At 58.5% G+C, this 12,452-nt stretch carries 11 protein-coding genes and 1 tRNA gene; 4 read left to right on the plus strand and 8 right to left on the minus strand.

All coding sequences use genetic code 11. The annotated features are described in order from the left end of the window. Positions 1 to 71 precede the first annotated feature (71 nt). Positions 72 to 872: a hypothetical protein gene (locus HH800_RS01560; protein ID WP_037479997.1), complete on the minus strand. Its 801-nt coding sequence runs from the start codon at positions 870 to 872 to the stop codon at positions 72 to 74. 313 nt (positions 873 to 1,185) lie between these two features. Between HH800_RS01560 and HH800_RS01565 the strand changes: the two genes are divergently transcribed. After that, complete coding sequence (locus HH800_RS01565) at positions 1,186 to 2,367, plus strand: hypothetical protein (RefSeq protein WP_125999559.1); 1,182 nt, start codon at positions 1,186 to 1,188, stop codon at positions 2,365 to 2,367. Between the two features lie 91 nt (positions 2,368 to 2,458). On the opposite strand, the gene HH800_RS01570 is transcribed toward HH800_RS01565, so the two are convergent. From HH800_RS01570 to HH800_RS01595, 6 genes are all read right to left on the minus strand, one after another. After that, positions 2,459 to 4,348 carry a P-loop NTPase fold protein gene (locus tag HH800_RS01570; RefSeq protein ID WP_125999558.1) on the minus strand — a complete coding sequence of 630 codons (1,890 nt, stop codon included), beginning with the start codon at positions 4,346 to 4,348 and terminating at the stop codon, positions 2,459 to 2,461. Between the two features lie 288 nt (positions 4,349 to 4,636). Then, on the minus strand, positions 4,637 to 6,484 hold the full coding sequence (locus HH800_RS01575) for an AAA family ATPase (protein ID WP_125999557.1): 1,848 nt from the start codon (positions 6,482 to 6,484) through the stop codon (positions 4,637 to 4,639). A 127-nt stretch (positions 6,485 to 6,611) separates the two neighbouring features. Further along, the gene (locus tag HH800_RS01580) at positions 6,612 to 7,316 is read right to left on the minus strand and encodes a pirin family protein (RefSeq protein ID WP_137406095.1); all 705 of its coding nucleotides are present in this window, start codon (positions 7,314 to 7,316) and stop codon (positions 6,612 to 6,614) included. A gap of 111 nt (positions 7,317 to 7,427) precedes the next feature. Continuing rightward, positions 7,428 to 8,621, minus strand: a complete 1,194-nt coding sequence (locus HH800_RS01585) for an RNA-guided endonuclease InsQ/TnpB family protein (RefSeq protein WP_083784846.1) — start codon at positions 8,619 to 8,621, stop codon at positions 7,428 to 7,430. Positions 8,622 to 8,750: 129 nt separating this feature from the next. Next, positions 8,751 to 9,794 (minus strand): hypothetical protein, encoded by a 1,044-nt coding sequence (locus HH800_RS01590; protein WP_009821123.1) that lies wholly within the window; start codon positions 9,792 to 9,794, stop codon positions 8,751 to 8,753. Positions 9,795 to 9,845: 51 nt separating this feature from the next. Further along, positions 9,846 to 10,115 (minus strand): ArsR/SmtB family transcription factor, encoded by a 270-nt coding sequence (locus HH800_RS01595; protein WP_198005923.1) that lies wholly within the window; start codon positions 10,113 to 10,115, stop codon positions 9,846 to 9,848. Between the two features lie 13 nt (positions 10,116 to 10,128). On the opposite strand from HH800_RS01595, the gene HH800_RS01600 reads away from it, so the two are divergent. Together HH800_RS01600 and HH800_RS01605 are read left to right on the plus strand one after the other, a co-directional pair. Then, the gene (locus tag HH800_RS01600) at positions 10,129 to 11,121 is read left to right on the plus strand and encodes a hypothetical protein (RefSeq protein ID WP_009821125.1); all 993 of its coding nucleotides are present in this window, start codon (positions 10,129 to 10,131) and stop codon (positions 11,119 to 11,121) included. Positions 11,122 to 11,136: 15 nt separating this feature from the next. After that, the gene (locus HH800_RS01605; RefSeq protein ID WP_009821126.1) at positions 11,137 to 11,391 is read left to right on the plus strand and encodes a hypothetical protein; all 255 of its coding nucleotides are present in this window, start codon (positions 11,137 to 11,139) and stop codon (positions 11,389 to 11,391) included. A gap of 152 nt (positions 11,392 to 11,543) precedes the next feature. Here HH800_RS01605 and HH800_RS01610 read toward each other — a convergent pair. Beyond that, a tRNA-Arg gene (locus HH800_RS01610) sits at positions 11,544 to 11,620 on the minus strand. Positions 11,621 to 11,707: 87 nt separating this feature from the next. Here HH800_RS01610 and HH800_RS01615 point away from each other — a divergent pair. Continuing rightward, complete coding sequence (locus HH800_RS01615) at positions 11,708 to 12,427, plus strand: queuosine precursor transporter (protein ID WP_037510686.1); 720 nt, start codon at positions 11,708 to 11,710, stop codon at positions 12,425 to 12,427. Positions 12,428 to 12,452 lie beyond the last annotated feature (25 nt).

Below are 12,452 nucleotides of genomic sequence, written 5' to 3' on the forward strand. Positions count from 1 at the left end.
CGGGTTCGTCAGGCAGTTATGATTTCACTCTAGGTCATGGTTGAATCCTTCCTAGGGTATTTGATCTATGATCAGATGAAGCTGACAGGCATCTCATCGATGAGAGGCTGCGTGAGATCGAGCGACACGATGCGCCTCACCAGCATGGCGAAAGTGATTGCCCGCCCTTGGACAAAATTTCCGGGCGCCATCAGCTCAGCGAATTCGCCCAACCGCATGTCATCGCCTTTGCTGCGGAGGCTTTCGACGAGCCGCTTCTGCGACGATGAGATGGCCGTGCGGCGCATTGAGCTGGCGAGGCGTACGTTGAAGCGGTGGCGGCTATTCTCGAAAATTTCGGAACCGAAGGTGATACGGAACTCATGGCCCACCCGGCGGCAAATCTCGGCGACGCCGGCGAGTTTCAGCCGATATTCTGGATCTCGGAGGTCCGCATCGTCGCCTTTGACTTCGACGACCGCCAGGCGACCATCGGCGTCCAATATGTCGACGTCACTGGTGTACCGCTCCTTCCTCCGCAGGATGAATTCGAAGCGGCGAGCCTCTGATTGGTAGTGGACGACATTGGGGTCCGTCTCGCACCGCTCGATCAGTGCAAGCTGATGCAGGCTCTCATAATGCTGTGTGCGGCCGACCTTCACGGAAGGGTACCAGCCGCTCGCATGGTGCGTTCCGCCAGAGACTGTTCGGAGCGATCCATTGTCGTTGGCGACCACGATGCGAGCCATGGTGTTGACCAGGCTGTTGTGCTTCCTGAGCAAGGTTTCGGCGCGCAACCGGCCAGCGGAGGGTTCGTATGACGGGTTGCGCAGCATGAGGTTGATAGCGGCGCGAACGTCGATCTCAGCCAGTTCTTCATATGCGTCAGTCATTCCAGAACGTCCAGCCGCGACGGTTGCTGTTGGGCCACTTGGAGCGAGAGCGACTCCACGTCTTAACGCGCTGCTGTCGTTCAAAATGTCGGATGATCTCGATCAGATACTCTGTATAAACGATTGAAACGAGGTTGTTTCGATCTGCACTTCGCGGTTTGGTCGTCATCGCACTGTCTCCATGTTGGTCACGATACTGTGCATTTAGGAACGCTAAAATGACCGTGATGGCAACAGGAATGTGGTTTCAACTGCACAGTATCGTGACCAACTCACTTGACGATGAGTGCCTTACTGTTCTAATAAGTCATGGATGAACAGTAAGAAAAACGGCACGCGCGACGTTGGTTCGGACCGGTCGGCCCTCGAAACTGACGAGGAGTTGGTCAAACGGCATGCCGCTTCAGGCTTTTCTGGCGAATCAGAGTACGCCCTGTTCCTGTCTCTGGATGATTCTAAGCGGGAGGCGGTGATTGCCAGACTGAGGACGATGGACCTCTATCTTCGCGACGATGACCCCATGCCCGTGGGCGACGCGTGCAGCGCGCTCGATATGGAGCAGCGCAATTTTTACCGACTGCTGAAGAAGCTGAAGGATCTGGGCCCAACACGAGGTCTGTCACCGAGCTTCCGGGTGAAGGCTGTCGCGGCACCAGCACAGAAAGGCTTCGCACCCGTTGCCGAGCGTGCGCTGCGCTGGAAACTGCAGCATGAGCCCGCGGCTTCGCCCGCGTCGATCATACGCTGGATATTTGAATCCTGCGCGGACGCGGGCGAGGCGCCTCCGTCCGCATCCTCGATCCAGCGACGCATAAAGGTACTCCGCCGGGAAGGTGTCGCAGAGCCGGCGGCTGGGGCTGCTGGTCTTCAGATCCTGGTGGACCAGACCGCAGTCGATGTGATGGTTCAGATCAGCGGCCGGGTGGAATTGGCTACGGCTACGTTCATTGTCGATACCAGCTCTAGGATGATCCTTGGATTGGGGGTGGGCGATCCGCTGATTCCGGAAGACGGGCTTATGCGCGCTACCCGCAATATGGATGACGACCTCATGCGCCATCTCGTGCAGCACACGCAGGTGCATTTCGATCGCGTGGAGTCGATCGACTTTATCGCGCCTCCAGGCGGGACGCGGCAGAGCAAGCAGTTGCAGAAGCGCTTTCGGGTCTTCAACCGCCGAGTGTCGTTTGACATTCATGCAGGTGGGAAATGGCGTCACGGTACGCAGCTGGTCCGTTACTTGGGCGATACGCTGGGGCCATATCAGTTCAAGCCGCGATTTACGGAGGAGGGGGCTCCTTTCAGCAACTCGATCAGCGAGGGGATTGAGCAAGAGGTTCTCGAGCGGGCGCTGCTCGTGGAGGCGATGCGCTGGAACGAAAGCCAGTGGCAGCGGGCGGAGCCGACGGTCGAGAAGTCTCAACGTATGCGTGAAGAGCGGGCGAGCGCGATCACTGCCCTGTTCCGTGATGTGGTGATGCGGCCAGAATTTTGATCAGCGACAGCGAGTTAGATTGGCCCATAGAGCCGTTGGCGATCTAGTATGTCATTTTATTTGGGCCAATGCGGGGTTTTTGTTCTCCTTCCTATGGCCCCACAGCTGATGTATCTGACGTCGGGCGGAGTGGCGTCAGTTTGCGCGCGATCGCGGCGCGCAACCGCTCGCGGCTCATGGGGCGTTGCGCCGGAAGGGCTGCAGTCAGAAGATCGTCAACTCTCGTCACCCATGCGCGCTCACTGGTGAGCATGTCGCCATGACGCAGTTCGTGTCGTCCGTGCAGGATATTGAGTGCTTGCGACTGAATCTTCGGCGGCCATCCAAGGACGCATTTGACGAAATATTCTGGAGGTAGGGCGGCGAGAATCGGCTGATCAAAATAGGGGGCCGAGCGAACGTTGTTGACGACCATGTCGAGCAGGACCTCGTCAGGCTCGCAAGGAAGCCGGCGTATCAGCTCGTGCGCTATTGTGAGGTATTTGGAACGGAGCACGCGGTTTGACGCCTCTGAATAGGCGTCGGCCAGTGTGCGGTATTCCGGTGTCGTCTCGTCAATCACGCGGGTCTGGAAAAATGAGTTGTCGCGGTCGAATGAGCTCCGATCGATCTCGGCGATCTCGCCCGCGTCTTCCAGTTTCGCTATGTAAGCTAGTCCCTCGTCGACAACCTGCTGTCGGTTGCGGTCGATCAGGCCGAGGGTGGAGAACCAGAGCCGGATACCGAAAAGGTGCATCAGCTGGCCCCGGGCCTTGACGGATCCGGAGGCGAATGCATGTTCCACCTGGGCGGCTACGATGTCGGCCTCGTCGTCGTCACCGTAGAAGGTATGGTGCGCGCGATGCCAGAGCGGCTGTTCTTCTGGCTGGAGAAAGTCGCTGCTCGCATCGAGGCTGGCGCGGATCGCGTCGCCATCTACATCGCCGCGGAAGAGCATGCCCGCGAGGACGCCGACCGATATAACGATGTCGTCGAAGTCTATCTGCTTGTAGCGGTCATCGATCTCATCAGCCGCAGTCGTCTTTGCGCTAGCCTCTTTGTGGAAGATCCGGGAGAAGGTGTTGCCGACGAGGCGCTCCAAGTCGGCTTCGACCATTTTTCCGGCACGCCTCTCCATTGAGGTGGCCAGCACGCCCCTGAGCGCCTTTGTCATGCTGGGCGACTTATCCCAGTGCCGTTTCTCGAAGTGCCGGGACAGCTTTTCGAAGTCCCACATGGCGTGTTTCAGCGTACGCAAATTGCCGCGACCGCCTTCGGCATGTACGGCGAGAACGACGTCAGCATGCTCTTCGAGAAAGTCGCGGGTTCGCTGGTCGCTAATCAGAGTCAGAAAGGAAGCGAACGCTGCTTGCGTCTCTGGCAGAACTTCCAGAGTCTGCCCGATCAGCTTCTCTTTGATTTCTAGGTAGGTCTCGTCGCCCTCCATCACCTTCGTCTCGTTCGCGACGATGATCGCCTTGAGCTTCTCGTGCTCAACATAGGCATTAACGAAGCCAAGCACTTCGCTCACGGGGATGCGGCAGCGCTCCAGGTCGTCGAATACCAGCAGGCGGCCGCGCGGATCGTCGAGGCCGGTGCGCAGGTCAAGTTCAGGTAACGAAGGGCTGATGGTGCCGTCGTCCTTGCCGTCGCTGTTCAGGTCAATCTTGAAGGCAGCCTTCAGCAACCCCTTGGAGACGGCGCCCGCCAGCTTCATGCCGGGATGTGAGAGGACGGGATGGAGTTGGCGGTAGAACTCGTCCTCGATCTGCGTGACTGACGTCATGCCATAGAGGCTGACGTAGAGAGGCTTCGCGCTTGTGCCTGTGAGGAAGTTTTTGATAAGGTGGGTCTTGCCCGAGCCCCATGGACCACTGACCAGCACTGCGTAGTCGAGAGGATGGGCGGGGTCGACGTAATAGGCGAGGAAGCGCTTGATAGCCGAGTTGACTATGTGTGCGTCGCGTTTCGTTCCCTCTAATTTGTCGGTGGTGTCGCTCATGGCTGCAATATAGATATTGCGTGCCCGTACCGGAAGGCAGGCGAAGACCTCAGCGTGATCTCGAGGCTACAAACGAAAACGGGGCGCTCGACCCGAAGGGAGCACCCCGCCTGCTAACAATTCGCCGCTCTCCCAATTGAGCTACAGACCCCCAATGGTGGATCCGACCGGACTCGAACCGGCATCTTGCGAGGTATTTCGCTAACTGATGAATAACTTTACCAAAAAAGGACGTTAGAGTCAAATGTTATTTCGGATATGTTTTATATTAACGGTGCGTATTTCTAGTTATGGCGCAGTGAACGCATTTATCCAGTTAGGTGCGAGAAGGTGATTTGAAGCAGAATATATCCTGTTCTCGCAGTCTTGGGTCGCACCACCAACTTGCTGATGTATGCGCGGGCGTAATCCGTCCATCAGCAACTTGCCATGGCTATGCTCGAAGGCGACGGGGATCAACCCGTTTGCGGGTACGAATCCGGCGTTAGCAGGCGGGTCTGCCGGCATGCCACACAACGCCCACTCAGGTTTTCCTCGCTTGCGCTGGCTGTCGTAAACCGTCGTCTTGATCTGGCCCCGCGCAGTATGGGCCGCGGCGACGAGCTGGTCGCGCCTGAAGGCTGTGACATCAGTGATCGCGGCGTCGACTACCTCGGGCGCGATATGCGGGAAGTTTGCCTTGAGGTGCTGGGCTTGGGCAAAGGAGTGCTCTACATCATTGAAGGGGGTGAAAACCTCGGTGACACGGGTGACACCATTGCGCTGGCGCTCTGCTGCGGCGGTCGCAATTTCAAAGTCCATCTCGGCCTGCGTCCTGAAGTCGCGGTCCCTGTGCAGAATGATTCGAGCATCCGGCCGCATGTCGGTGATCATGCTGGCGAGCAGGCGGGCGGCGGGCAGGTTCCCGCACCCGTTATAGGAGATCACGGCGAGGTTCTGCGGCGCCCCGTTGGCACGTGCCAGCGCGGTGACGGGCTTTGTCTTCTTATCCTCGGTCATAAGGATTACGGGGCGAGCGGGATCGAAGGCATCTGCGCCCGCGGAGAGCGCTCCCAAGGTCATGAGGATGGGGATCGCCGGCCTTTGGGCTTCGTCGACAGGCACCTTGGCACCGTCGCTCATCCATACAACGGCGGCGTCCGAGTCGTACATAAGCCGCTGGATCAACTGCGGAGAGTGGCTGGCGAACAGAATGCGGGTTTGCGTCTCGGCGGCAACGCCGCGCAGCGCCTCATAGAGCCTCGATTGGCTATCTGCGTGCAGATGGGCATCTGGCTCGTCGAGAAGGAGGAGCGGGGGAGCGTAGAAGCATGCGTAGGCGATGATCTGGATCACCTGCAACATGCCGGTCGACGCCATGTCGAGTGTGACACAGGAATCGGTCGCCTCGACATCTACTCGCACATAGCGGTCGCGTTTTGGATCGTGGGCCACGACGACCCGGGTGCCCGGATAGCAGCGGTCGAGCAGGGTGCAGAAGGTCTTCCACCTGCTTTCGGGCAGCACGCCGATGTCGCGGTTATGGCTCCATGCGGCCATAGCCATCTCGTCGAGATCACGAGTAAACAGGTGATCGAGCACAGTGCGCAGATAAAGGTTCGCATCGCCGTGCATCACAGCGGCGTCCATTGCGCCCTTGGTCCGCCATTCTTCGCGCATCGGTATGCCGGAGAGGCCAGGCGTCAGGATCGAGAACGGTTGATCGGGATTGGCCAGCACTGCGGCCAAGTCGTCGTCGCCAATCCGGTTGATAGCGATGTTGGCGTTCTTGCCGCGCCGGACCTCGATCGTCAGCTCCTTGGCGACGTTCGTGTCCAAGTCCACCCCGCTGTAAGTGATCGAATATCCGAGTTTCTGAGTGGCGGGGTCGCCTCGTCTCAGATCGAGCAGGTGTTCGGTTGGACGAAATAGGACATTGTCGTTTGACACAGTCCCGGCAAAGTCCGGGGTTCCGTCGGCCTTCACATTGCGTAGGGCGGCTTGGAGTATAGAGACGCCGAGCTGCGCGGCTTGAAGCGCGCTGCTTTTGCCGCTGGTGTTGCCACCAACGAGAGCAGTAACCGGCTTCAGGTCGATAGTGAGCACCTCAATCCGTTTGAAGTGGCTGATGACGATCTTATCGAGCCGAATCCGCATTCATGCCTCTTTCCCTGACGCGCAATTGGACCGCGATCACGTTCCAATTGCAACGCCGTTTCCGTGAGCACGATAGCGCCGCGGTTGTCCGGCCTACTTCAGCATAGGGTCGAAAATATAGGCCGTTCTATCCTTGTCCGATTTCGATGAGCAGCGCTTCAGCTTCGTCAACTCCCGTGAGAGTTAGTCTCTCAACGTTATTGATGAGAATGCCGTCGTTGCGGTTGGCAACAACATCACCGACCTGGACTGCTCCGGAGAGCGGCACGAGATAGCCAAAATTGCCTGCCTCAAAGCGGTAATCCGCAATGCCGCCGTCGGCCAGCACAATTCGCGATAGACGGGCATTGGCTCGCATGGGCAGTGAATTGCCTTCATTGTCGAACCCGCTGGCCAATGTAATGAACTGCCCCGGTTCACCATCATCAGCGAACCCTTTCGTGACGGAAAAGGGCTCGCCACTAGGCTGGTGGGGCATAAGCCAGATCTGGACGAATTCGACGGGGTCGCTTTCGTCTGGATTGCCCCGCCGGATAGAGACACCGGTTCCAGCGGACATGATCTGGCAATTGCCCGACTGGAGCATGCCGACATTGCCCAAGCTATCTTCGTGATAGAGGAACCCACTGGAGACGTAGGTCAGTATCTCGGTATCGGTATGCGGAGTTTGCGGCAGGGCAGCGCGGGGAGAGATCGTCTCGTGGTTCCACATGATCATATCGCCCCACTGCATCGGATGTCCGCCGCAGCTCTCAGGCCCGAAATGCTGAAGGCTTTGGAAATGATCCAAACGGAAGCTGCCGAAGTCGCGGGAGGGGCGTAAGGTGATCATCAGGGTTCCAGTGCGAATATGTATGGCTAAAGCGGGTTTGAAAAAAAACCAAACTGGCTTTGGACAGGCAGTTGCTATGCAAACGCGCTGCATTTCCGGGTGGACGCGCAGCTAGACGCTGGCGTTGGACAAAACCTTGCCCACCCTGCGACCCAAAGCGGCCGCATGCGCGGAGAGACCGCGCGCAAGGATGTTGATTGCGTTGTTGGTGCCTCGTGGGACATCGGCGCCGCAGGCACAGATGTGCCGGTCAGCATCGTTACTTTCAGAGGTTGGTGATCCGCATGCATTGCACGTTTGCGTAATGTGTCTCGGATCGACAACGACGACTTTGCCACCAGCCTTTTCAGCTTTGTAGCGGATCATCTCAAGAAGGCGCTTTGGTCTTGGCTCGGCCAACACCTGACCGTTTTCTCGTGTCGCGATTGCGCCAGCGCCGTCTGATGGGCGTCGTGTGCGTGTTGGTCGGGGAAATTGTTTGAGCGCGAGATCTTCGACCACGATCGTCTCAAATCGATTAGTGATCGCCGCCGAGATCTGATGCAGCCGCGTGGAACGGAGGTTTATCACGCGTTGACTGGCGCGGTCTTGGCGTTCGCGCAGCTTTTTACGTCGGCGGGAGTCTTTCTGGCATCTTGCCAGTGCCCGGTAGGCCCGACGCAACGCGGAACTCTGAGTGGTCTTACGGGGTGTGTCGTCGAAGAGAGAGCCATCTGACAGCGATGCTAGTTGCTCTATGCCGAGATCGAGGCCGCATGCGCTACCGGGTTTCTTATGCTCTTGATCGCCGACTTTGCAATCAACCAGGATGGCAACATGCCATTGGCGGGCTCTGCGGGTGAAGGTGAGTCTGGTGAGGCGAGCGTCAGCCGGCAAAGGGCGATGCATGCGCATGCGCAATTTCCCGACGATGCCATCGACCGTTAGGTAGCCGTCGGCAATAACACATCCTCGGACGCCATGGACGCCAAAACTGCGCCAGCGATCTTCGGAGCGAAAGCGTGGGAACCCGGCGTTGGGGTTAGCTCTCAGGCGGTCGCGATACTTCGCCATCGCGGTATCGACGCAGCGCAAGGTCCAGTTGTTAATACCCCAAGGCAGAGCAGTATGCTGGCGGTTGGCCATTCGATAGGCAGGGAGAGACTTCGTATCGTCTTCGTATGTGAGATGAACGCCGCGCTGGAAGGCTGTGCGCCGGTTCTGTAGTGCGTCGTTGTATAAATTTCGCTGCAGCTGCAGGATCGAGGCCAAGCGCGCATGTTGCGCCCTGCTTGGCTCGATCGGAAATTTATACTGCAAGAACATGTGCTTGCATGTGACGCGCAAAAGTTAACGCAAGGTGGATGTTCGAAGATCAATCAGGCGGAAGGGGGAATGATCGTTGGGATCCCATTCAGTCAGCGCGCTGCGACAATCTCACCTGCCGCTAAAGTGCTACCTGGTCGGGGACAGAGGTCGGGCATAGGCGAATTCAATTGGCGTTGATTTCACTGGCCCCTTGGTAATCGCTTGGATCGCTGCCGCGGCTGGTACGGCGGGCTCGGCCTCGCGATTGATCTGCAGGCCAGCGTGATAGCGCTCCAGAAGCAGAGCAACGGCTGGACGCACGACAGGCAGAGGCAGAGTTTCGCGAATCGCGAATGGGATGGAAGGATTGCGGCGGGGATTGAGAGGCACGCGGCCGAGCTTGGTGCCGAACATAGCAGTGAGGGCCAATCCTGGCCGACGAGAATCTACCTGAACGTCTGACTGGGCGATGCCGAGTGAGCGTAACTGGGCTTTCGTGCGTGGGTCATCGATGGGAGCGCTGCGATAGGTTACCAAAGATGCGCGTGCGGGTGATGCGGAACTCGTCTTCTCAGCTGCCTCGGTGACCAACTGGAGGATGTCGTCGGCAGTTGGCCGATCTGCAGTCACCACATGGGCAAGAGCGATACCACGGCTGACGTCGATGAACGCGGTGAGGACAGCGTGATAGGGGATGTTATCGGGGCCATCGACCGCCACATCGAGTGGCGACATATCGATGGCGTAGTCGGTATTCATGCCGGTGTAGGACGCGATATCGGTCACTTCCATGGGCAGATTGAGTCTCGTGCGGACTGCCCGTTTGCTTGGTGGACTTATTTTACGCTTCTCGCACAAGGCTTCGGCGGCAGACTGGATCGCCCCTGGCCGAGCGCCCGGGCCGGCGTGCGCGATGGCTTCTTCGAGAGCTGCTCTCGTTTCAGCAGGAAGCTGACGGGGGTAGTTGGACAGAACCTGATCGTTCAGTTGGAGCGAGTCCTTGTACGCCCGAATGATCTTGAAGAAGTTGCGCTCCTTATACCCCAGCCGAGTGGCGGCAGCGGTAACAGCTGCTGCCATTCGCCGACTGCCCTTCCTGGGGAGCTCTTCAACTTCCAGAGCACGCCGGTAAGCTTCCGGCCACTGCTGAGGCGTGAAGGTCACCATGTAGTGGGCAATGCGATCTTCCATTTTTCTTCACTCCTGAGTTTCGAGGAGCGAAGCAGAGCGTATTCAGAAAATTCAGGGCGTCACTGAGGCCAAGCCATTGAGGTATGTGCCGATGGACGACGCTGCGGCTGTATCAGCCTGATAGATCACCTGTTTTCCCGCACGGCGCGAGGAGACCAGGTGGGCACGCGATAGAATTCCTAGGTGGGAAGATAGCGTGTTTGCAGCGACATTGAGGTGGCGCGCGATTTCTCCCGCCGGCAGGCCTTCAGGCGCCCGGGCGAGGAGGCGGTAGATATCATGCCGAGTCGGTTGCCCCAGCGCAGCCAGGGCCTCGACCATTGCTGATGAGTCCATGGACCAGACTATCAGCGATCCATCCCAACCGGTCAAACGGTTAGTGACGGACAGATCCGTCAGCCAAACCAACAATGTACCGGCCGATGTCCGTTTCGACGTCCGTTGGAACAGCAAATCGGACACCGTTCAATTCTATAATTCCAGAATCATTGAAATGAATGTACAAGTCTGCAAGTGGAGCAAGCGACTCGCGCAGGCTTCTTTTGAAAAGGATGGTGACAGAAAGGGTTTCGCAATGCTGACGCATGAGATGTACGAACAGAGAATAGCTGCACGGACCCAGCGCTCAGCGCTGGATTACTTTACCACTTCAGCTCTGTTGGGACGCCCTGATCCGCTAGCCAGCGATAGCCCCGACGATGTGTCATTCGATTTGACCTACAAGATGGTCGATCGCCTTGTGATCGCGGCCGTTGAAACCGGCGCTCGGTTTGAGCGTGACAGCTTGCCGTCCGATCCATTGGCCTGGCTGTATAGCCCGCAGCCTCCGTTTGACGGGGCGCGACCGCTGGAAGCCTGTTTGACCGCGCCGGGGTTGATGAGGTGCATCATGTTCCACTCGCTCGATCTGGAACTGGGCATGCCAAGTGATCTGGTCGATCAAATCCTCTGTCGTGACGCGGGCATGACCGGAGAGACGGTGTCTGGGGGGCTATGGAATACCGATAGGGACCGGGACAGTGTCGGACATGGTCGAACGCTCTACACCGCGACGATCGTCGATGTGCAGGTGGGTCAAATCCATCATGTCTACCATGCGATGATGGCCTGCGATCTCGCCGAGGCGAGAGGATTGCTCAGACTTCGTTATGGAAGACAGTTGGCGGACCAGGCTGAGGTCCGCAGAGGGTACGACGCGAGCAACCCGCTGGCGGTCTCTATGGTGTCGGACGCGATGGGGGCGATTTTGGCGATGGTCGCCAGCAATCCTCAAAGTGCGTTGGCTGAAGGGCTCGACCTGCAACTCGAATCCAGGTTCGCGCCGTAGAGAGGCGCGCAGGCCATGATGGTCGTCACGATCACAATCTGGCCGGGTGGCGATGAGGCAGCGTCTTTCGATATCGCGCAGATGAAGATCGAGAACGAGAGCAGGCTGGCCGACGTCAGCGATTATACTGCTCGGATCGTCCAGTGCGAAAACCGCCGACTAGGGGTGCAGGGGATAGATACCCGGGTGCAAATATCGTCACATCCTCGCCGGGATGGGCCTTGGACGTTGCTCAAGAGAATACTCGATCGGGTCGATTTGCCGTCCTGAATGGGACGTTCCTAACTCCTCGCTGACGGCGAAAACCGCCTACTTCGCTACACCCTCTAAAACCGAAACGGCCGAAATTGGCCATTCTCGCCGCTCAGAGGATCACGAAAATGAAGTAAAGGAGCAGACTTGCTGACAACCGAAAGCCTGATTGGCGACCCCGGCAGGATTCGAACCTGCGACCATCCGCTTAGAAGGCGGATGCTCTATCCAACTGAGCTACGGGGCCGTGCGCGGGAGCGATAGCGGGGCTTGCGCCGCGGCGCAATCTTTCGCAGCCGTTGCAATCGTGTGTCGGCGGGATATGCACCGAAGGATGAGCGACGCGGGCATCCGGAAAATCGACGCGACCGTGCTTGGCGCACGGCCGCTGCGCTATTATGATTTCTTCATGGCGGCCTTCGTCGCCATATTGCTGCTGTCCAACCTGATCGGCGCGGCCAAGCTGTCGTCGCTGGGTGGCGTGACCTTTGGCGCGGGCATACTCTTCTTTCCGCTCGGCTATGTGATCGGCGACGTGCTGACAGAGGTCTATGGCTATGCGCGGGCGCGGCGCTGCGTCTGGGCGGGCTTCGCCGCGATGCTGTTCATGGCGCTGATGAGCTGGGTGGTGGTGGCCTTGCCGCCGGCCGAGGGCTGGCCCGACCAGAAAGCCTATGAGGCGGTGTTCGGCAGCACCTGGCGGATCGTCTTTGCCTCGCTTTGCGCCTTCTGGGCGGGGGAACTGGCCAACAGCTTCGTGCTGGCCAAGATGAAGATCATCACCCAGGGACGGCATCTGTGGATGCGCACCATCGGCTCGACGGTGGTGGGGCAGGGGGTGGACAGCCTGCTCTTCTACCCGCTCGCTTTCTATGGCGACTGGACCACGACGCAGGTGCTGACCGTGATGGTCACCAACTGGGCGATGAAGGTCGGCTGGGAAGCGGTGCTCACGCCCGTCACCTATGTGGTGGTGAATGGCCTCAAGCGACGCGAGGGGCTCGACGTCTATGATGCGGGCACCGACTTCACCCCGTTCCGCACCCGGCTCTGACGATCCGAAAGCCTGTTTGAAAAAT

The sequence above is a fragment of the Sphingobium yanoikuyae genome (assembly GCF_013001025.1).
GTDB classification, from domain to species: Bacteria; Pseudomonadota; Alphaproteobacteria; order Sphingomonadales; family Sphingomonadaceae; genus Sphingobium; species Sphingobium yanoikuyae_A.